This is a genomic window from Rhizobium sp. RHZ01 (genome assembly GCF_014851595.1).
GTDB lineage: Bacteria > Pseudomonadota > Alphaproteobacteria > Rhizobiales > Rhizobiaceae > Rhizobium > Rhizobium altiplani.
In genome coordinates this window covers 58,810-78,150 of record NZ_JACUZZ010000026.1, presented here as the reverse complement: position 1 = coordinate 78,150, position 19,341 = coordinate 58,810, and the positions used below count along the sequence as shown (strand labels likewise).

At 60.5% G+C, this 19,341-nt stretch carries 18 protein-coding genes; 11 read left to right on the top strand and 7 right to left on the bottom strand.

Annotation, left to right across the window (positions count from 1 at the left end; genetic code table 11):
* The first annotated feature begins 35 nt into the window (after positions 1–35).
* The gene (locus IB248_RS23720) at positions 36–935 is read left to right on the top strand and encodes a sugar phosphate isomerase/epimerase (RefSeq protein WP_169680532.1); all 900 of its coding nucleotides are present in this window, start codon (positions 36–38) and stop codon (positions 933–935) included.
* 246 nt (positions 936–1,181) lie between these two features.
* Here the strand turns inward: IB248_RS23720 and IB248_RS23715 are convergent, their stop codons facing one another.
* The 6 genes from IB248_RS23715 to IB248_RS23690 form a co-directional block, all read right to left on the bottom strand.
* Entirely contained in the window at positions 1,182–1,928 is a 747-nt protein-coding gene (locus tag IB248_RS23715; RefSeq protein ID WP_025660642.1) for a ribonuclease activity regulator RraA, read from the bottom strand.
* Between the two features lie 22 nt (positions 1,929–1,950).
* Positions 1,951–3,114 (bottom strand): mandelate racemase/muconate lactonizing enzyme family protein, encoded by a 1,164-nt coding sequence (locus tag IB248_RS23710; protein WP_192241747.1) that lies wholly within the window; start codon positions 3,112–3,114, stop codon positions 1,951–1,953.
* 33 nt (positions 3,115–3,147) lie between these two features.
* Entirely contained in the window at positions 3,148–4,245 is a 1,098-nt protein-coding gene (locus IB248_RS23705) for an ABC transporter ATP-binding protein (RefSeq protein ID WP_169680528.1), read from the bottom strand.
* Between the two features lie 11 nt (positions 4,246–4,256).
* Complete coding sequence (locus tag IB248_RS23700; RefSeq protein ID WP_112641009.1) at positions 4,257–5,147, bottom strand: carbohydrate ABC transporter permease; 891 nt, start codon at positions 5,145–5,147, stop codon at positions 4,257–4,259.
* A complete protein-coding gene (locus IB248_RS23695) occupies positions 5,144–6,103 on the bottom strand; it encodes a sugar ABC transporter permease (RefSeq protein WP_169680524.1) in 960 nt (319 codons plus the stop codon). Before IB248_RS23695 ends, IB248_RS23700 begins: the two co-directional genes overlap by 4 nt.
* Positions 6,104–6,174: 71 nt before the next feature.
* Positions 6,175–7,653 carry a sugar ABC transporter substrate-binding protein gene (locus IB248_RS23690; protein WP_169680522.1) on the bottom strand — a complete coding sequence of 493 codons (1,479 nt, stop codon included), beginning with the start codon at positions 7,651–7,653 and terminating at the stop codon, positions 6,175–6,177.
* A gap of 210 nt (positions 7,654–7,863) precedes the next feature.
* On the opposite strand from IB248_RS23690, the gene IB248_RS23685 reads away from it, so the two are divergent.
* The 4 genes from IB248_RS23685 (at position 7,864) to IB248_RS23670 (ending at position 12,438) form a co-directional block, all read left to right on the top strand.
* Positions 7,864–8,574 carry a GntR family transcriptional regulator gene (locus IB248_RS23685; protein WP_062369108.1) on the top strand — a complete coding sequence of 237 codons (711 nt, stop codon included), beginning with the start codon at positions 7,864–7,866 and terminating at the stop codon, positions 8,572–8,574.
* Positions 8,575–8,628: 54 nt separating this feature from the next.
* The gene (locus IB248_RS23680; RefSeq protein ID WP_192241746.1) at positions 8,629–9,795 is read left to right on the top strand and encodes a mandelate racemase/muconate lactonizing enzyme family protein; all 1,167 of its coding nucleotides are present in this window, start codon (positions 8,629–8,631) and stop codon (positions 9,793–9,795) included.
* Between the two features lie 64 nt (positions 9,796–9,859).
* Positions 9,860–11,221, top strand: coding sequence for a mandelate racemase/muconate lactonizing enzyme family protein (locus IB248_RS23675; RefSeq protein WP_192241745.1), 1,362 nt, complete (start codon positions 9,860–9,862; stop codon positions 11,219–11,221).
* A gap of 17 nt (positions 11,222–11,238) precedes the next feature.
* A complete protein-coding gene (locus IB248_RS23670) occupies positions 11,239–12,438 on the top strand; it encodes a mandelate racemase/muconate lactonizing enzyme family protein (RefSeq protein WP_192241744.1) in 1,200 nt (399 codons plus the stop codon).
* A gap of 117 nt (positions 12,439–12,555) precedes the next feature.
* Here the strand turns inward: IB248_RS23670 and hutC are convergent, their stop codons facing one another.
* Positions 12,556–13,302 carry a histidine utilization repressor gene (hutC, locus tag IB248_RS23665; RefSeq protein WP_192241743.1) on the bottom strand — a complete coding sequence of 249 codons (747 nt, stop codon included), beginning with the start codon at positions 13,300–13,302 and terminating at the stop codon, positions 12,556–12,558.
* Positions 13,303–13,491: 189 nt separating this feature from the next.
* Between hutC and IB248_RS23660 the strand changes: the two genes are divergently transcribed.
* The 6 genes from IB248_RS23660 to solA all read left to right on the top strand — a co-directional run bounded on the left by IB248_RS23660 (position 13,492) and on the right by solA (position 19,339).
* Positions 13,492–14,334, top strand: a complete 843-nt coding sequence (locus IB248_RS23660; RefSeq protein WP_018856020.1) for a transporter substrate-binding domain-containing protein — start codon at positions 13,492–13,494, stop codon at positions 14,332–14,334.
* A gap of 100 nt (positions 14,335–14,434) precedes the next feature.
* Positions 14,435–15,160: an ABC transporter permease subunit gene (locus IB248_RS23655; protein WP_169680513.1), complete on the top strand. Its 726-nt coding sequence runs from the start codon at positions 14,435–14,437 to the stop codon at positions 15,158–15,160.
* 9 nt (positions 15,161–15,169) lie between these two features.
* The gene (locus IB248_RS23650) at positions 15,170–15,874 is read left to right on the top strand and encodes an ABC transporter permease subunit (protein ID WP_169680511.1); all 705 of its coding nucleotides are present in this window, start codon (positions 15,170–15,172) and stop codon (positions 15,872–15,874) included.
* A 28-nt stretch (positions 15,875–15,902) separates the two neighbouring features.
* Positions 15,903–16,679, top strand: coding sequence for an ATP-binding cassette domain-containing protein (locus IB248_RS23645; protein WP_018856023.1), 777 nt, complete (start codon positions 15,903–15,905; stop codon positions 16,677–16,679).
* Positions 16,676–18,169: a histidine ammonia-lyase gene (gene hutH, locus IB248_RS23640; RefSeq protein ID WP_192241742.1), complete on the top strand. Its 1,494-nt coding sequence runs from the start codon at positions 16,676–16,678 to the stop codon at positions 18,167–18,169. The genes IB248_RS23645 and hutH overlap by 4 nt, the downstream gene beginning before the upstream one ends.
* Before the next feature lie 9 nt (positions 18,170–18,178).
* Complete coding sequence (gene solA / locus IB248_RS23635; RefSeq protein ID WP_192241741.1) at positions 18,179–19,339, top strand: N-methyl-L-tryptophan oxidase; 1,161 nt, start codon at positions 18,179–18,181, stop codon at positions 19,337–19,339.
* Positions 19,340–19,341: the final 2 nt, after the last annotated feature.

Below are 19,341 nucleotides of genomic sequence, written 5' to 3'. Positions count from 1 at the left end.
TTCCCTCAATGAAAATCTCAGGAAGCGGTTTGCCCATGTCCAAGATCGGTGTCCACTCATTTGTCTGGAGTGCCGGCTCGTCGAAGGATGAGCTCGATAAAGCTCTATCGAGGTCCCACGAACTTCAGTTCAAGCTTATCGAGTTTTCGTACCTCGATCCGAAACAGGTGGACGTGAAGTGGCTGGCGTCTCGCATCGAGGAACTTGGCCTTGATGTCGCAATCAGCATGGGGCTGCCCTTGGAGGGTGACATCTCCAGTCATGATCCGGCAGTTGTTGCCAAGGGCGAGGATATTCTCGACCGCGCTGTGGCACTCGTGCGCGATCTGGGCGGTACCAAGCTTGCCGGCATATTGAGCTCGGCCCACGGCAAGCAGGAACATGCGCTGACGAAGAAGGGATGGGATACGAGCGTCGCCACCCTGTCGAGAGTGGCAGATCGAGCCAAGGCTGCCGGCGTTACGCTCAACCTCGAAATCGTCAATCGCTTCGAGAGCAATATGCTCAATACGGCGGCGCAGGGGATGGCCTATATTTCAGATACAGGCGCTGCGAACGTCTTTCTGCATCTCGATACCTTCCACATGAACATCGAAGAGGCCGACGTCGGCCTTGCAATCCGTCATGCCGCGGACAAGATCGGCTATGTCCATATCGGGGAAAGCCACCGCGGTTACCTCGGCACCGGAAATATCGATTTCGCCACCATCTTCGACGCTCTCGTGGCGATCGGTTGGGATGACTATGTAACCTTTGAATCCTTCTCCACTGCGATCGTCGACAAGGACCTCTCATTGAAGACGGCCATCTGGCGCAATCTCTGGGACGATAACGTTGCGCTTGCCAGGCATGCCCGTCAGTTTATCGAACTTGGGCTGGAAACCGCCGAGCGCAGGGCCGAACTGGTCAAGCAGACGCATTTGACATGGTCGTAGGAATGGGCCCTACCGCATACTCATGCGGTAGGCGCATTGAGCGACGGCTTTTCAATCGCACGAACCGTCCCCGGAACGGCTGGCTTCGCGCATAGCCGTTCTTCAGGAAGTGCGGCGCGCCAGACATACCGGTTGTCCTTTCGCCCGCTAGGCGGCTCGGTCAGGCGAAATTTGGTTCCATGCTTTTTGTGTAGACGCCGGCGATATCCGTAGAAAGTTCGCCGCCCGCCTTGGGTAATCCCTTGGCTAGGTCGTTCCCAAGCGATTTGTTTTGCGCCACTCTTCGTACTCTCCGCGGGCATCGTCATGCAGCGGATAGTAGCGTTGCAACGATCCGCCCTCCATGAGTTTCATTCGCGAAAACTCCTCCCAGTCGTGATGCTTTTGCGATTCTTCGATTACGCTCGCAGCCATTGCGACTGGAAGCACGACCACCCCGTCATCGTCGGCGACGATGATGTCTCCGGGGATTACCGTGACACCGCCGCAGGCAATTGGAACGTTGACGGCGTTGGGATAGATGCCGGTCTGCACATGATAGTTGGGCGTCCAGCCGCGCAGCCATAGAGGCAGATCCAGCTTCTCGACATTGGGCCGGTCGCGCATGCACCCGTCGATCACGATGCCAGCGCCGCCTCTGCCTTTGAAATAGGTCGACATCATATCGCCGAAGACGCCCGAGCTCATGTCGCCGCGCGCGTCGACGACGACCACATCGCCCTCCTGCACGTGGTAAAGCACATGGCGGTGCAACTGCGTCTCCGGATCTGCATATTCTCCCTCGGTGAAGAGGTCGGGCCGCTGCGGCATGAATTGAAGCGTCAAGGCCGGCCCGACGATCGACTTGCCGTGATTTTGCGGCACAGGACCGACCATGTGCGGATTGCGGAAGCCCATGTGGCCTAGCGTGCCGGAGATCGTCGCGGCGCCGATTTCCTTCAATGCGTCGATCATCTCTCTGGGCGGTCGCGTAATCTCGGGCATATGTGTCATTCTAGGCTCCCGTTGGATGAAACTACCAGTTTGTGACAGAACCGTCGCGGCGCTTCAGGTGAGGCGCTTCCCAGAAACGAAAGCTCTCTGCCTTGACCGCCTCTTCGTTGACCTCGACGCCGAGCCCTGGCAGATCGCTGACCGGATAGTCGGGGCCGTCGAGCCTTGGTTGCACGGGGAAGAAGTCGGAATTGTCGAAGCCCAGCTTTGCTTCGGGCGCCCTGGTCTCGAGCCAGGCGAAATTCGGTACCGCGGCGGCGAGATGGATGGTCGCGGCCGTGCAGACTGGGCCGAGGGGATTGTGCGGCATCAGGTCCACGTAGTGCGCCTCGCTCCAGCCGGCGACCTTCATCGCCTCGGTGAGCCCGCCAACATTGCAAACATCGAGCCGGTTGAACTGATGGATGCCACGCTCGATGTAGGGCAGGAATTGCCACTTGCTGGCAAATTCCTCGCCGATGGCGAACGGGATGTCGGTCATCCTGCGCAGGGACTCGTAGGCTTCTGGTGTCTCGTCGCGTATCGGCTCCTCGAGGAAATCAAGCACGCCACGGCCGAGCTTGTTACAGAAGCTCGCCGCCTCTGCCACCGACAGCCGATGATGATAGTCGATGCCGAGGACGACCTCGTCGCCCAGCGCCTCGCGCGCCTTGTTCAGCATAGTTGCGGTAACGGCGATCGACTCCCGCGGCTCAAAGATGTCCTTGCTGTTTTGCCCGACGGGGAAGAAGCGGATCGCCTGCCACCCTTGTGCGCGCAGTTCGCGGGCCCGTTCGATGGCAACATCGCCCTCGGCCTCGTCGCCGGTCGAGGCGAAGGTGGGAATCCGGTCGCGCTGCTTGCCGCCCAGCAGTTCGTAGGCCGGCACCCCCAGCGCCTTGCCCTTGATGTCGTGAAGGGCAATGTCGATGGCGGAAATCGCGGCCTGCAGAACGCGCCCGCCTTCGAAATATTGGCTGCGATAGACTTCTTGCCATATCCGACCAATCTGCATCGGGTCGCGGCCGATGAGAAACTCGCGATAGTGCTCGATCGCGCCGGCGACGGCCTTCTCGCGACCGCTCAAGCCGCTCTCGCCCCAGCCGAAGATGCCGTTGTCGGTCTCGACCTTGACCAGCATCTGGTTGCGCGTTCCGACCCATACCGGATAGGGCTTGATCGCCGTGATTTTAAGCTTCGTGGTCATCCACGCCCTCGGTTCACACGCATCCGCTTGGTCTCAGTCGGCCTTGAGGGCCATTTCCGTTTCGCCGTCGAACAGATGCATCCGCTCCTGATCGAACTCGAGCCAGATCTGTTCGTCGGGCGCCACGGCAATGGTCGGCGGCACGCTGACATTGACGATGGCTCCGGACAGAAACGCCTGTACGAAGGTGACGTCCCCGGTCGGCTCCACCGTGTAGGCCTTGGCGGGGACGCATCCAGGCATCGCACTCTTGTGCAGCCTGATCGTCGAATGACGTGCGCCGAGCACAACTTTCCTGGTTGTTGCCCTTGCGACCTTCTGGGCGTTGATTGGCGAGAGCTCGAGGCACCAGCCCTCCGGGCTTGTCAGCACAGTATTGCCGCTTGCCGTTGATGCCTCCAGCGGAACAAGGCTCATTGCCGGGCTGCCGACGAAGCTCGCGACGAACATGTTCACCGGATGGGCAAAGACCTGTGCCGGTGAATCGTATTGCTGCAGGTAGCCGCCATTCATCACCGCCATCCTGTCTGCCATCGTGACCGCTTCGAGTTGGTCGTGCGTCACGTAGATGACCGTCGCCTTGAGGTCCTGGTGGAAGCGCTTGATCTCCGAGCGCATCTGCACGCGCAGCTTTGCGTCGAGGTTGGAGAGTGGCTCATCCATCAGGAATACCGCCGGATCGCGAACGAGGGCGCGGCCCAGCGCCACGCGCTGCTGTTGCCCGCCCGAAAGTTCGCGTGGCTTGCGCTCGAGCAGCTGGGTCATGTCGAGCACTCGCGCTGCTTCCCTGACCTTCTTGTCGATCTCGTTCCTTGGCAACTTGCGCATCTGCAGCGGGAACGCCAGATTTTTATAGACCGATTTCTGCGGATAGAGCGCGTAGTTCTGGAACACCATTGCGATGTCCCGGTCCTTGGGGTCGAGATCGTTGACCACCTGGTCGCCGATGACGATGTCGCCGGAGGTGATGGGGATGAGCCCGGCCACAAGATTGAGTGTGGTTGTCTTGCCGCAGCCTGAAGGGCCGACGAGCGCAACGAATTCGCCGTCGTTGACCGTCAGCGAAACATTGTTGACAGCCTTGAAGCTGCCATAGGTCTTGACCAGATTCTTGAGGACCACGTGGGCCACCGGCAACTCCCCTAGTGCTTGACTGCGCCTTCTGTGAGTGCGCGTACGAAGTATCGTTGCAGGACGAGGAACAGGACCACGACGGGCACGCTCATCATGAAGCTGGCCGCCATCAGGCCCGGAAAGTCCGTTGTATTTTCCGAGAAGAAGCGCTGGATGCCGACGGGCAGTGTCAACTGCTCGTTCTTGGAGAGGAAGGTGTAGGCGTAGATGTACTCGTTCCACGCGCCAATGAAGGAGTAGATCGCCGTGGCGATGATGCCTGGCGCCGAGAGCGGCATCACGATGAGGACAAATGCCTGGAACCGCGTGGCCCCGTCGATGCGCGCCGCCTGCTCGAGTTGCACCGGGATGTTGTCGTAGAAGCCCTTGAGGAGCCAGATTGCCAGCGGCAGGCCGAATGTGAGGTAGGTAAGGATGAGCGACCCATGCGTGTTCACGAGTCCGATCGCGCGCATCAGGATGAAGAGCGGCACGAGAAAGATCACCGCCGGGAACATGTTCCGAAGCAAGACGGTGAAGAACAGAAAGTTCCGGCCCGGGAAGGTGAAGCGTGAAAAGGCGTAGGCCGCAGGAACTGCCACGATCACCGAAAGGATGGTTGTGGCGGTGGAGACGAAAAGGCTGTTCCAGAAGAAGCGCAGGAAGTCCTGGCCGACGCTGTTTTGCGGGTCGAGCAGCTTCTGGTAGCTGGCAAGCGTGGGCTGGTCCGGCCACCATTGCGGCGGGAATTGCATGGCCGCGAAACCTGACTTGATCGAGGTGATCAGCATCCAGATCATCGGTAATGCGGTGTAAAGCAGCATGAACACAAGGAAGATGCGTCCGCCCCAGCGCCATCCATCAATGCGCCTACGGCGGCGCGCCTGGCTTCGATGAGCAGTTTCGGCAATTGTGCTCATTCATTTCCATCCTTCTGTTCGTTGCCGCTCAGCGCACGGACGTAGAAGTAGCCGAGCGACATCAGGATCACGAACAGCAGCACAGAATAGGCGGACGCCACCCCCCAGCGCTGGCGGCCGAAGGCGAGTTCATAGATGTGGGTGATCCAGATATGCGATGCATTCGACGGCCCGCCGCCGGTCATGATCCAGGGAATGATGAAGGAATTGAAGTTGGCCACCGCCAGCAGAAGGATCGTCACCGTCGAAACGTTTCTCAGGTGCGGAAAGGTGACGTGCCAGAACCGCTGCCATGCATTGGCCCCGTCGACTTTTGCGGCGCGCAGCAACTGGTCGGGAACCGTCTGCAGGCCGGCCATCATCATGATCATCGCAAATGGAAACTCTCGCCAGATATTGACGACGATCAGCGAGGGCAGCACCGTGCTGACGCTGTCGATGAAATTCGGCGGCCGGTCGGCCAGTCCGAGGCCGACAAGCACCGCGCCAATGATCCCGAAGTCCGAATGGTAGATCCACTTCCAGATATAGGACGCGGCAACCGCGCTGATGACCCAGGGAATGATCAGGATGGCACGCAGGATGCCCCGGCCGATAAAGTCGCGATGGAGCGCCAGGGCACAGGCAAATCCCAGGACAAATGAGATGAAGGTCGATCCCAGTGTCCAGATGAGAGTGTTCGAGGTGACCTTCCAGAACACCGGACTTGTGAGGATGGCGATGTAGTTGTCTAGGCCGACGAAGATCTTGTCCCGAAGCTGCAGGCCAGGCGGTGTATTGAAGAAAGACAGCTCGACCGTGTAGTAGATGGGGTAGGCTATGACGACAAGCATCACAGCAATCGCAGGAAGCACGTATGCGTAGTCAGCGCGATGCTCCCACATCTTTCGCAGCACGCCGGACCTGTCGGGGTGCAGTCTTCGGCTAACCTCGGCCTTGCCAGTCAAGATCGTCACTGTGCCGCACCCTTGTTCTTCGGAGCAAACCGGCTGCAATCAGCGCAGCCGGTCAGATCGTCAGGCCCGGACTAGAGTCCGCCATCCGTCAGGTCTTTTACCTTCTTGGCTGCGTCGTCCGCTGCTTGGTCGACGGTCATGGCTCCGGTCAGGGCATTCTGCAGCATGTCCGGGACGATGATGTTCATGATCTCGGGGGACTGCGGCAGCGCCGGGAACGGGATGCCGTATGGCAGCATCGAGGTCGTGACATCGAGGAACTTGATGCTGTCAAGACGTTCCTTCATCCATTTGGTCTTGAAGCCGTTAAGGTTTCCCGGGTTCGAGCCGGCATAGGCCATCTTCAGCGACCATTCCGGGCTCGTCCACATGCAGATGATAGCCTTTGCAGCCGGCTCGTCTACCTTGCCGCCCTCTACATATTCGGGCTTCAGGATATGAATGTTGGAGCCGCCAAACACGACGGCACGCTTGCCGTCCGGGCCGGTGGGAATGAGGCCATAGCGCATGTTGTCGATTACCGTCTGCGCCTTGACCTTGTCGGTATCCGTCGCCTTTTTCTGCAGGTCGAGCATGACGTTGTAGTCGGACGGGTGCGAGATCATCATGCCGAGCTGGCCAGCGAGGAAGAGGGGCTGGTTGTCGGCCTGCTGGTTGGTAAGCGCCGAAACCGGAACCGACTTGTCGCGCACATACATATCGTAGGAGGCTTGCAGTGCCGCCTTGCTCTGCGGGGAGTTCAGCTCGACCACCTTATACGTCGGGTTGGCCGTGGCTTCGTCGAAGACGCCGCCGCCATAGGCCCACAGCTGAGGCATGAAGCGGTACGGTGTATTGCCGGCATTCTTGCGCGCCACGAGGCCATAACCGGCAATGCCGAGCTTGTCGTGGATCTGCTTGGAATACTTGACGACGTCGTCCCAGGTTGCCGGAGCCTTGTCCGGATCAAGGCCTGCACGCTTGAAGATGTCGGCGTTCCAGATGAAAGCCATCGTTTCGTTGTTGGTGGGTATGCCGTAGGTCACCCCATCCCAGGTTACAGCCTTCATTGCGCCCGGCCAGAAATCCTCGGTCGAATACCCTACATCCTCGGGTTTGAGCGGCTGCAAATAGCCCTTTGAGGCAAACTCCGTGCCGCCGAGGATCTGCAGGCGGACCGCCATCGGTGCTGCATTGCCAAGGAGTGCGGTCCGGAACTTGTCCAGCAGGTCGTTATAGGTGAGAGCCTGTTCCTCAAGCTGGATGTTTGGATAGGTTTTGCGGAAGGTCTGGAAGAAGTCCTTGTAATACTCGCGCAGGAGGTCGGGGTCGCCCTCGAACACGCCCTGATACCAGAAAGTCAGTCGCCCCTTATAGTCGAGCGGGGTGACCTTGGCGCAATCGCCCGCCGTGTCAAAATTCTGGGTGCCGGCAATGGAGCGCACATATTGTGGCGACCACTTGCTCAAATCGATCGACGCACCGAGCGCCGACGCAGACATCAACGATATCATCAAAGCGGTTGAGACAGTGCCGCGCAGGACGGCACCTCCGAGTGAAATCCTCGTCATAGGTATCCTCCGGGTTCGCTCCCATGCCGCCCTGCCTCAAGGCGAGCGGTCTTTTGCTCCTCGGCCCCAGGACGTTTGTATCCAGTGTATGCCTTAAAGCTAATCATACGTTTTCAGATCGTCGATTGCCTGTCAACCGGCGAAATCGTACATTGTTTGGAGGAGCCTCGCGTGATATTTAAGCAAGGCGTGTATTAATTGGGGACAGTCTTGGCCGATACGAGCGATTTCAAAGCACAGCCACCCGAAGGGATCGACGCGATCGGGGCCTCCAGCGAGGGTGCCTCGCTCTATCAACTGATCAGGGAAGACATCATCGAAGGGCGGCTCGCCGCCAACGAACGGCTGGTGGTCACCGATCTCGCCCGACGTCACGGCACCTCGACCAACCCCGTGCGCGAGGCTCTGCAGCTGCTGCGCGGGGAGGGCTTTGTGACCCTTGTTCCCAACCGCGGAGCGCGCGTCCGGCCGATTGACCAGGATTTTGTTCGGGACATCTACGAGATCGGAGTCTTGATCGAGCCGGCACTGACGCGATGGTTCGTCAGCATGGCGACCGTCGAAGACATTGCTGAACTCGAACGCATCCAGGCGCTGATTGAAGAGAACGACTTCGCCGACACGCTCAGGCACAGTGAGCTCGACACCGCCTTTCACACCGTAATGTACCAGAGGCACTATAACCGCCATGCCGCCGAGCTTTGGTGGAAGCATCGCGAAGTGCTTCGAGCCGTGAGCCGGCGTTTCAACTTCACACTCGCCCGGCGTGCGGCGATCCTTAGCGAGCATCGAGAGCTCATCGAGCACGTAAAGGCGGGCAACGCGAACGAGGCAGCCGAGCTTATTGCGCGCCATGTCGAGGGCTCCGGCCGACATATCCTCGAACACATGCGTGCGCGCAACGCCGCTCGGGCAGGATAGAAAAGATCGCCTGGAATATCGTTATCCCAACCACTTCGGATAAAGGCAGTTGAGATGAAAATCACAAGCGTGCGGCCGTGGCTGATCAAGTCCGATGCTTCTTATTGGGGAGAGTTTCTGTTCGTCGAAGTGACGACGGATGAGGGGGTGAGCGGTTGGGGAGAGATCACCACAACGACAAGGCTTGCCAATCGCGCCCTCTGCACGATCCTGCGGCAGATCGGTGCCACCGTAGCCGGCGAGGACCCGGCGCGTATCGAGTATCTGTGGCACAAGATATTCCGCAGCTTCACCTACATGGGCAGTCGCGGGGCCGCGGTCGAATGCGTGAGCGCCGTTGACATTGCTCTCTGGGACATACGAGGCAAGGTACTCGGCAAGCCGATTTACGAGCTGTTGGGTGGAGCTGTGCGCGATGAAATTGCGCTCTACACCCACCCCAACCAGGCCAAATTTACCAGCAAGGAGGCTGTCGTCCGCGAAATTCGCGATATCGTCGAATCCGGCCACACTGCCCTCAAGTTCGATCCCTTCCCCTACCAAGGGCGCGTCGCCGATGGCCAGCCTCGCGAACAGCGGGACGGGTACCTCGATGGCAGCATGTCCCGCAAGGACGAGCGCGAAGCCGCCGAACTCACGGCTCTGATCCGGGAAACGGCTGGCTCTGATGTCGACATTCTCATCGATGCGCATGGCCGGTTCGACGTTCCGACCGCCATTCGCCTTTGTCGAAGCCTCGAGGAAGCTGGTCAGATCGACTGGTTCGAGGAGCCCTGTCCGCCGGAGAGCCTCAATGCTCTCCGACAGGTCCGTGAGAAGGTCAGCGCCGCCATCTCGTGGGGCGAGCGCGGCCACACCAAGTGGGATTTCGTGCCGGTGCTCGAAAACAGGCTCGCTGACTACATCATGCCTGATGTCACCTGGACCGGCGGCATTACTGAACTCAAGAAGATTTCTGCCCTGTGCGAAGCCTACTACATCCCGGTCTCGCCGCATGACGCCGCAGGGCCGATCAACGTGGTTGCGGGAGCGCAGGTGATGATGACCGTTCCCAACTTCTACAAACTCGAAACGTCGGAGTGGAACCTCGGCAAATACGATCACCTCATCGACAGACCGCTCGATGTTTCGAACGGCAGCCTCAAGCTTGCGCCGAGGCCCGGTCTCGGCGTTGAAATGAACCGCGACTACCTTCAAGACCACGAGATAGAGCTGGCCTAGCAACGCTCTACGCCGCCCCAGCGAGCGCGGCGACGAGCCCCACCCACCAAAACGAGGACAAGTCATGCCAGAGGCAAATGGAGCCGACGAGGCGCTCAATCGGGTGAACATGCATTCCAAGCCGTCCGACCTTCGCATCACCGACATGCGGGTAGCCGAAATTATCGGCGCGCCGTTCACCTCGGTGCTGCTCAAGATTTACACCAACCAGGGCATCGTCGGGCTTGGCGAGGTGCGTGACGGTGCCAGCGCCACCTACGCTCTGATGCTGAAGAGCCGGTTGCTTGGCGAGAACCCTTGCAACATCGATCGACTGTTTCGCCGGATCAAGCAGTTCGGCGGACACGGCCGGCAGGGCGGTGGTGTATCGGCGGTTGAAATCGCGTTGTGGGATCTGGCCGGCAAGGCCTACGGCGTCCCGATCTACCAGATGCTCGGCGGCCGGTTTCGGGAAAAAGTGCGCGTCTACTGCGATACCGACGCAACGGTGCCGAGCGGCACCGAGACCGGAAAGCGCCTCAAGCAGCGCATGGAGCTCGGCTTCACCTTCCTCAAGATGGATCTTGGGCTGATGCAGATCGCGGATGTGCCCGGTGCGGTCGTGTTTCCGGCCGGCTCACTGGAAGGCTACCGCCAAAGTCCCGCTCGCGGGCCGCTGAAGACCAATGACGAGCGGCGCGTCCGCAACGCTGCGTACGATTTGCATAACGTCCAGCACCCGTTTACCGGCCTTCACTTTTCCGACAAGGGCCTCGACCTGCTTGAGCAATACATCGCCGAGGTTCGGGAGGTCATCGGCATGGATGTGCCGCTCGCGATCGACCATATCGGCCATATCTCGTTGCAGAACGGCATTCGCCTCGCCAGGCGAATTGAAAAATACGTGCCAGCCTGGCTCGAGGATGTGATCCCTTGGCAATACACCGAGCAGTACCAGCGACTGCAGGAGGCCACCACGGTGCCGATCTGCACCGGCGAGGATATCTATCTCAAGGAGGGCTTCGAGCCTCTGCTCAAGAGCGGCGGCGTCTCCGTTATCCACCCGGACCTGCTCACCAGCGGGGGCATCCTCGAGACCAAGAAGATTGGCGACATGGCGCAGGACGATGGTGTCGCCATGGCCATCCATATGGCGGAAAGTCCAATCGCCGCAATGGCTGCGGCACATGTCGCGACCGCGACCGAAAATTTCATGGCGCTCGAATACCACTCCGCCGATGTCGACTGGTGGGACGATATCGTCACGGGCCTTCCCAAACCGCTGGTCAAGAACGGCTTCATCACTGTTCCGGACAAGCCGGGGCTCGGGATTGACGACGTCGTCGACGAGGTGATCTCGCGGCATCTGCAGCCGGGTGTCACCGGCATTTGGCAGCCTACGGATCACTGGGACAATGAGTATTCCTGGGATCGCACCTGGAGCTGAGGAAAAAAGGAACGAAGATGAAGATCACCGATCTGCGCTGCGCCGTTATCGGCAAGCACCCGATCGTCCGCATCGTTACGGACGAGGGCCTCTATGGCCTGGGCGAAGTCGAATTCACCAAGTCCTACCTCAAGCCCTTTGTGCTGCATTTCCGCGAGGCGCTGGTCGGCGAGGACCCGACCGACGTCGAGAGAGTGATGCTGAAGATCCGCCAACGCGGCTCCTTCAAGCCGTACGGCGCCGCGGTGAGCGCTATCGAGCATGCGTTGTGGGATATTGCTGGCAAGGCCGCGGGCGTGCCCGCCTATAAACTGCTCGGCGGCAAGGTGCGGGACAAGGTGCGCGTCTACAACGGTTCGGTTCGCCAAAAACGCACGGGCGACCGGCCGGAGGATTACGCCGCTGACGTCAAGTGGATGATGGAGCAGCCGCAGAACTTCTTCATGATCAAGCAAGGGATCTCGTTCCACTCCAACATGAAGGACACCATCGAGGGCTTCCACTACGGCGTGACGCAGAAGAAGGCCGGCTATCACGGCGCCATGGATCAGGGCATGATCAGCGAGCGCGGTTTCAATCACATGATCGACTGCGTGATCGCAATGAAGGAAGTGCTGGGCGACAAGGTCAGCCTGGCGCTCGACTGCGGCCCCGGCTGGATGCTGCCCGATGCGATCAAGTTCGCCCGCGCGGTCGAGCAGTACAATTTGATGTGGCTCGAGGACATGCTGACTGGCGACTACGTGCCATGGGTCAATCCGCAGGCCTATCGGGAGCTGACAACCTCCACCTCGACGCCAATCCACACTGGTGAGCAGATCTACCTGCGACACAATTTCAAGGAGCTGATCGAAACGCAGGCGGTACGCGTCATCGGCCCCGATCCAGCCGATGTCGGAGGCATTGCCGAGCTCAAATGGGTCGCCGAGCACGCCTACATGCACTCGATCCTGATGGCGCCGCACGGCACTGCCAACGGTCTGCTCGGCCTCGGCGCGTTGATCAATGTCTGCGCCACCTTGCCGGCAAATTACATCGCTTTCGAATATCCCACCGCCTCCGATCCCTGGTGGGAGGATCTGGTAATCGGCTTGCCGCCGCAGATCGTCAAGGACAGCATGGTGGACCTGCTGGAAGCGCCGGGGCTCGGCCTCGATATCGACGCTGACGCGGCCAGGAGATATCTGAGGGAAGAGGATGCAGGCTTTTTCGACTGAAGCTTTCTCCGCTTGCCCGCAGCAGCGATATGAGCGGCGAAACCGGTCCGCGTCTTCTATATTCCCGCATCCTTAGGGGCGGCTTCTCGTAAATCGTGTTCCATATACAACTGACCACTATTCCTCGAATAACTTGCCGGTGCGAGCCTCGAGCCGGTAGCGGTTGCCGGGATAGATGAGGCGGGCGGTGGAGACGACGTGCCGCCCGGACCAGGTGCGGCGGCGGATGGCCAGGCAAGGCTCGCTCTTCAGGATCGTCAGGAGCTTGCACTCCCAGGACTGCGGCATGGCCGCCTCGACGATGTGCTCGGATCCGCTCAGCGGGGCGGCAGCCGTCAGATAGGCGTTTGGGGTCAGGGAGGCAAAGTCCTGCGCCAGATAGTCGGGGGCTGCTGCCGGATTGACGAACCGGTCTTCGATCTGCACCGGCACGCCGTTTTCGCTGTGCACGATGAGGGAGTGAAAGACGGGTGCGCCGATGTCGAGCTCCAGCGCGTCGGCCGTCTCGGGAGATGCTGTCTCCTGCGCCAAAATCACCACCGAGGCCTCATGCGCGTTGCCGCGCTCAGCAATCTCTTCGGCAATATTGCGCACCTCGAACAGGGCCGAATACCCCTTGCGCTCCGCGACAAAGGAGCCGACGCCCTGGATGCGAACCAGCTCGCCTTCGTTTGCGAGTTCACGCAATGCCCTGTTGGCGGTCATCTTGCTGACGCCGAGCTCGTTCACCAATTCGTTTTCGGAAGGCACGCGATGCTTCGGAGGCCACTCGCCGCTATGGATGCGGTCGAGTATCATCTGCTTGACGCCGGCGTAGAGCGGTGCGGTATCGTTATCCCTCATCATCTCGCTTGGACGCTTCATTGCCTATTCCCTTTGCAATCGCGGAATCCGCTCGATAAGTCGACTTTCCTCTTGCATAACACAAAATATCTCATATGGTACCATATACAACCTCTCGAAAGATCGATCAACAAGATCGGCGTCGAGCAAGCCGGCGAAGACCGGTGTCGGACCGCAAGGTCAATCGTCACTTCAGAGGAGATAGAACCAATGAAATTCAGCGCGCTTCTTCTTTCCAGCGCCTTTGCGCTCTCGGCCTTCGTCGCGCCCGTCGCCGCCAAGGACTGGAAGACGGCCACCATTACGCTTGAGGGGGCCTATGCGCCCTGGAACATGACCAATGCCGACGGCACGCTCGGTGGCTTCGAGCCCGAACTTGCCAAGGTTTTGTGCGAACGTGCCAAGATCGACTGCAAGCTCGTCGCATCCGACTGGGATGGCATGATCCCGGCACTCAATGCCGGCAAATTCGACGTCATCATGGATGCGCTGTCGATCACCGATGACCGCAAGAAGGTCATCGGCTTCACCATCCCTTATGCCGCGACGCCGGCCGCCTTCGCGACCGCCAAGGACAGCCCGCTTGCCAATGCAGCCGGTACCGGTGCGACGATCAAGATGACGCCCGGCCAGACCGGCGTTAAGGAAGTCGATGCGCTGAAGGAGGCCTTCAAGGGCAAGACGATCGGAATTCAGGCCGCGACCGTTTACGCGAAGTTCGTTTACGACAATTTCGGCGATATCGCGGAGATCCGCGAGTACAAGACCGGCGCCGACCGCGATCTCGATCTGCAGAACGGCCGTATTGATCTTGGCTTCGACGATGCCGTGTATTTCGCCAATGCCTTCCAGTCCGCAAACGACACGCTGGCCTTTACCGGCCCCGAGATCGTTGGCCCGATCTGGGGCGAGGGCGAGGGTCTCGGCATCCGCCAGGCCGATACCGACCTTCGTGACAAGTTCAACGAAGCGATCAAGTCCGCACTCGCCGACGGTACCGTGAAGAACCTGTCGATGAAGTGGTTCAAGGTCGACGTCAGCCCTCAGAACTGATTTCCGGCAAAGGCCGGAGGTCCCGGTCTCCGGCTTCAAGGCCGGGGACCGCATGCTATTCTGACACCGCCGGGACAGCGGCGGGCGCGGGGAACATGATATGGCAACACTGGAACTGATTGGGTTCGGCTCGACCGGATGGGGGGCGCTGCTTCTGCTCGCCGCGTTGATGACGCTTGCCGTGACCGCAAGCGCGCTTGCGATCGGCGCGGTGCTCGGCGCGATAATTTCTGCTGCCAAGCTCTCCGGCAAGGCTTGGCTTGTTGCGCTCGGCAACGTCTACACGACTGTCTTTCGCGGTGTGCCGGAATTGCTGATCATCTACCTGATCTATTTCGGAGGGTCCTCCGCCGTCACCTCGATCGGCAAGGCGATGGGCTATGAGGGCTTCCTCGGGCTGCCGTCGTTTCTGGCCGGTGCGCTGGCTGTGGGGATCATCTCCGGCTCCTATCAGGCGGAAGTATTCCGCGGGGCTTACCTTGCCATTTCCAAGGGTGAATTGGAGGCGGCATCAGCGATCGGCATGCATCGCGGTCTGCGCTTTCGCCGGATCATCATTCCGCAGGTGCTGCGCTTCGCAATCCCCGGTCTCGGCAACGTCTGGCAGCTCAGCCTCAAGGATTCCGCACTGATCTCGGTGACCGGTTTGGCGGAACTGATGCGCACCAGCCAGGTCGCTGCCGGTTCGACACGACAGTATTTCCTGTTCTTCATCGTCGGCGGCATCCTCTACCTGATCCTGACAAGCCTCTCCGACCGGGTTTTCAATGGCGCAGAGCGGCGCGCCAATCGCAGCATGCCGACAGCGGCCATGGGAAAGGCGTGAGGTAACACGATGGATTTCGCTTTTCTCGCCCAAACGATGTCGACCCTGCTCAAAGCCGTCCCGATGACCTTGGCTCTGTTCTCCCTGTCGGTCTTCTTCGGTGGTCTTCTGGCCCTGCTGATCGTCTGGATGCGTGTCGCCGGCAATCCGGTGCTGTCGTCGATTGCCAAGGGATACATCTTCATCTTTCGCGGCTCGCCGCTGCTGATCCAGATGTTCCTCGTCTTTTATGGCCTCGGCCAGTTCGGCTTCATCCGCTATTCCTTCCTTTGGCCGTTCCTGCGTGAACCGTTCGTTTGTGCGGTACTGTCACTGGCGCTCTGCACCGCCGGCTATTCCGCCGAGATCTTCCGTGGTGGCATTCGCGCCGTCTCGCCGCGCGAGATCGAGGCCGCTCGCTCGATCGGCATGTCCGGTGCTCTTCTCGTGCGCCGCATCCTGGCGCCGATCGCATTCCGGCACGCGCTTCCGGCCTACTCCACCGAGATCGTCCTGATGATGAAATCGACGGCACTCGCAAGCCTGGTCACCGTATGGGAAGTGACCGGCGTGGCACAGCGGCTGATCTCGCAAACATACCGCACGATGGAAGTGTTCCTCTGTGCGGCGATCATCTATCTCGTTCTCAATTTCATCATCCTGCAGGCGATGTCCCTGCTTGAATATTCGCTCTCGCGACACCGCCGTGCGATCCCGCCGGCGCTGAAAGCCTGAGAGCCCTCCGGACACGATTGGAGCTTCCATGCCAGGCGTTACCCGACTTTCCGTCCGCAACATCCGCAAAAGCTTCGGCACGCACGAAGTCTTGCGTGGCATCTCGCTCGATGCCGAGGATGGCGACGTCATTTCCCTGCTCGGTGCCTCGGGTTCCGGCAAGTCCACCTTCCTGCGCTGCATCAACCTGTTGGAAACGGCAACCGACGGCGAGATCTGGGTGGACGGCGAGCAGATCCGCATGATCCACAAGGGCGGCACGAGCCGGCCGGCGAGCCAGAAGCAGGTCGACCATATCCGCTCGGAACTGGGCATGGTCTTCCAGTCCTTCAATCTGTGGTCACACATGACGATCCTGCAGAATGTAATCGAGGGACCGGTCCACGTGCTCAAGCGTCCGCGTTCCGAATGCGTCGCCGAGGCAGAGGCGCTTCTCGAAAAGGTCGGCATTGCCGACAAGCGCCACGCCTATCCAGCGCACTTGTCGGGCGGCCAGCAGCAGCGCGCAGCGATCGCCCGGGCACTCGCGATGAAACCGAAAGTCATGCTCTTCGACGAGCCGACGTCGGCGCTTGACCCGGAGCTCGTCGGCGAGGTGTTGCGTGTCATGCGCGCGCTTGCCGAGGAGGGGATGACGATGCTGGTCGTCACGCACGAGATGAGCTTTGCGCGCAATGTTTCCAATCGCGTTGTCTTCATGAAGGAAGGCCTGGTCGAGAGCAGCGGTGCACCGGACGAAATGTTCGGGGGGGGCGCGTCACCGGCCTTCCGGCAGTTCATTGGTCATTTCGGAAGCGGGCAATGACGGTCACCATCGACACGCTGATCGGCTGGCGTGACATCGCACGCGTTGCGGCCGGCGAGACGCTTGCACTATCACCCGCAGCCTGGGGCCGCGTCGACAATGCCAGCCGGATCATTGAACGCATTGTCGAGACAGGGATACGTGCCTATGGCATCAATACAGGCGTCGGCGCGCTTTCAGATACGGTCGTCGATCGCAACTCCCAAAGCCGGCTGTCGCGCAACATCGTCCTCAGTCACGCCTGTGGCGTCGGCGAACTCCTGGCGGGCCGCGAGGTCCGGGCAATCATCGCGGCGCAAGTCGCCAATTTCGCGCATGGCCATTCCGGCGTACGGGCGGATATCATCCGCCACCTCACGGCATTTTTGGAGCACGATTGCGTGCCTGATGTCCCGTCGAGGGGCTCAGCCGGTTACCTCACGCACAATGCCCATACTGCGCTCGTCCTCATCGGGGAAGGAAGCGCATCGGTGGCGGGCAAGCGCATGAACGGCCTCGAGGCTCTCGATGCCATTGGTCTTGCACCACTCGTGCTCGGTGCAAAAGAGGGGTTAAGCCTCGTCAACGGAACGGCCTGTGCAACGGGTTTAGCCAGCGTCGCGCTAGCACGCGCGAACCATCTGCTCGACTGGGCCGATGCGGTGGCGGCCATGACGCTGGAAGCTTGCGGGTGTCAGATGGCGGCCTTCGACGAGACGGTGCTAGCGCTTCGTCCGTCGCGCGGCATCGCGCATGTCGGCGCTTCCTTGAGGCGGCGCCTGGAGGGCAGCGGGCTGATCGCAGCCGCGCTCGCAAAACGCACGCAGGATGCGCTCAGCCTACGCTCGGTCCCGCACGCCCATGGAGCAGCTCGCGACGTCTTTGACAATGCATCCGACGTTGTCGATCGCGAACTTGCCTCAGTCACCGACAATCCGGCGGTCTCGGGAACACCTGAAAATCCTGTCGTCTCGTCGGAGGCTCATGCCGTGGCGCCAGCCCTCGCGCAGGCGTCCGACAGCCTTGCGATCGCCCTTGCGCAGATATCGGCCATGAGCGAGCGCCGTATGGATCGGCTCGTCAATCCGCTGATCAGCAACCTGCCGCCTTTTCTGGCGAGCGATGCCGGCAGTAATTCCGGCTTCATGATCGCGCAATATACCGCTGCCGCGCTCAGCAACGAGAACCGCAGGCTGGCCGCACCCGCTTCCACCGATGGCGGCGTTACCTCCGGCCTGCAGGAGGATTTTCTCGCGCATCCAACGGCTGCGGCAAATAAGCTCCTTTCGGTCATCGACAACGCCGAATACATTGTCGCCATCGAGTTGATGGCGGCAGCCCAGGCGCATGACTTCCTGGCGTCGACAGCAAAGCGCGCCAAGGCCACGGACGCAATCCACCGTGCGGTACGTCAGGTCGTCCCGCATTACGCCGACGATCGCCCGTTGGCTGCCGACATCGAAGCGCTTCGTAGCTTTATCCGGCAAGAAGCACCGCCCGAATTGATCTGAGGAGCAGAAATGACAGCTGATTTCGACGTTGCCGTGATCGGCCTCGGCGCCATGGGAAGCGCGGCCATCTCCTTCCTTGCGGCGCGCGGCGCCAGGACGATTGGCATCGACGCCTATTTCCCTGCCCATGCGCTCAGCTCTTCGCATGGGGACAGCCGCCTGATCCGGATGGGCTACTTCGAAGATCCGTCCTATGTGCCGCTGCTGCAGCGCGCCTATAGCAACTGGCGCGCTTTGGAGGCGCGGCTTCGCACGGAAATTCTGACGATCACCGGCGTTCTCCAGATCGGGGCTGAAGACAGCAAGATCGTTACGGGCACACGCGCGTCCTGCAAGATGCACGGCCTGCCGCATGAGGTCCTCGACAAGATGGACGTGGCGCGTCGGTTTCCCGCCTTCCAACTGGATGACGAGGACGTTGCTGTCCTCGATCCGGAGGGGGGCTATCTCAGGCCCGAGGCGGCTGTAATAGGCTATCTCAAACTTGCAGCGCAGGATGGTGCGGTTCTTCACTTCGGCGAACGGGTAACAGCGATCGAGCCGGGCGACGGCGGGGTGACGATCCGATCGGCTGAGGGCCACTATCGTGCCAAAAAGGTGGTGGTTGCCACCGGCTCGTGGATCGCCGAACTCATTCCCGATTTGAAGGAACACGCAGTACCGATCCGACAGGTCGTCGCCTGGTATCGGTCGCAGGACGGATTTGCGACGGAACCGCAGCGCATGCCGTGCTTCCTTCGGGATGAGGGGGCAGAGGGCTCTTACTTCGGTTTTCCGGCGATCGGCATGGACAGCGTCAAAGTTGGGAGGCACGCGCATTTCCGCGAGCCGATCGATCCCAACCAGCCCAATCCGCCCGTTAACGACAGAGATACGGCACTCCTCGATAGCTTTATCGCCAGGCGGGTGCCGGCCGCTGCCGGACCGCGGGTCAGCGCCGTGACATGCCGCTACACGATGCTGCCGAGTGAGGATTTTCTGCTCGACGTTGCCCCTGGCAACCCGAACGTCGTCGTCGCGTCGCCCTGCTCCGGCCATGGCTTCAAGTTCACGAGCGTCGTCGGCGAGATTCTCGCCGACCTGGCGCTTCAAGGTGGAACCAGCTTGCCTATTGCAGCCTTCTCGTTCGATGCGATGAACCGCTTCGTCGCGGCCCGCAAATCGGCGTAACG

Excerpts from the sequence above, each read along its gene's own strand:
- IB248_RS23710 (WP_192241747.1), bottom strand. The coding sequence starts at position 3,114 with ATGACCACGAAGCTTAAAATCACGGCGATCAAGCCCTATCCGGTATGG.
- IB248_RS23650 (WP_169680511.1), top strand. The coding sequence starts at position 15,170 with ATGGATTTCGCTTTTCTCGCCCAAACGATGTCGACCCTGCTCAAAGCC.
- hutC (WP_192241743.1), bottom strand. The coding sequence starts at position 13,302 with ATGAAGCGTCCAAGCGAGATGATGAGGGATAACGATACCGCACCGCTC.
- IB248_RS23655 (WP_169680513.1), top strand. The coding sequence starts at position 14,435 with ATGGCAACACTGGAACTGATTGGGTTCGGCTCGACCGGATGGGGGGCG.
- IB248_RS23660 (WP_018856020.1), top strand. The coding sequence starts at position 13,492 with ATGAAATTCAGCGCGCTTCTTCTTTCCAGCGCCTTTGCGCTCTCGGCC.
- IB248_RS23670 (WP_192241744.1), top strand. The coding sequence starts at position 11,239 with ATGAAGATCACCGATCTGCGCTGCGCCGTTATCGGCAAGCACCCGATC.
- IB248_RS23675 (WP_192241745.1), top strand. The coding sequence starts at position 9,860 with ATGCCAGAGGCAAATGGAGCCGACGAGGCGCTCAATCGGGTGAACATG.
- IB248_RS23645 (WP_018856023.1), top strand. The coding sequence starts at position 15,903 with ATGCCAGGCGTTACCCGACTTTCCGTCCGCAACATCCGCAAAAGCTTC.
- IB248_RS23720 (WP_169680532.1), top strand. The coding sequence starts at position 36 with ATGTCCAAGATCGGTGTCCACTCATTTGTCTGGAGTGCCGGCTCGTCG.
- IB248_RS23700 (WP_112641009.1), bottom strand. The coding sequence starts at position 5,147 with ATGAGCACAATTGCCGAAACTGCTCATCGAAGCCAGGCGCGCCGCCGT.
- solA (WP_192241741.1), top strand. The coding sequence starts at position 18,179 with ATGACAGCTGATTTCGACGTTGCCGTGATCGGCCTCGGCGCCATGGGA.
- IB248_RS23680 (WP_192241746.1), top strand. The coding sequence starts at position 8,629 with ATGAAAATCACAAGCGTGCGGCCGTGGCTGATCAAGTCCGATGCTTCT.
- IB248_RS23715 (WP_025660642.1), bottom strand. The coding sequence starts at position 1,928 with ATGACACATATGCCCGAGATTACGCGACCGCCCAGAGAGATGATCGAC.
- hutH (WP_192241742.1), top strand. The coding sequence starts at position 16,676 with ATGACGGTCACCATCGACACGCTGATCGGCTGGCGTGACATCGCACGC.
- IB248_RS23690 (WP_169680522.1), bottom strand. The coding sequence starts at position 7,653 with ATGACGAGGATTTCACTCGGAGGTGCCGTCCTGCGCGGCACTGTCTCA.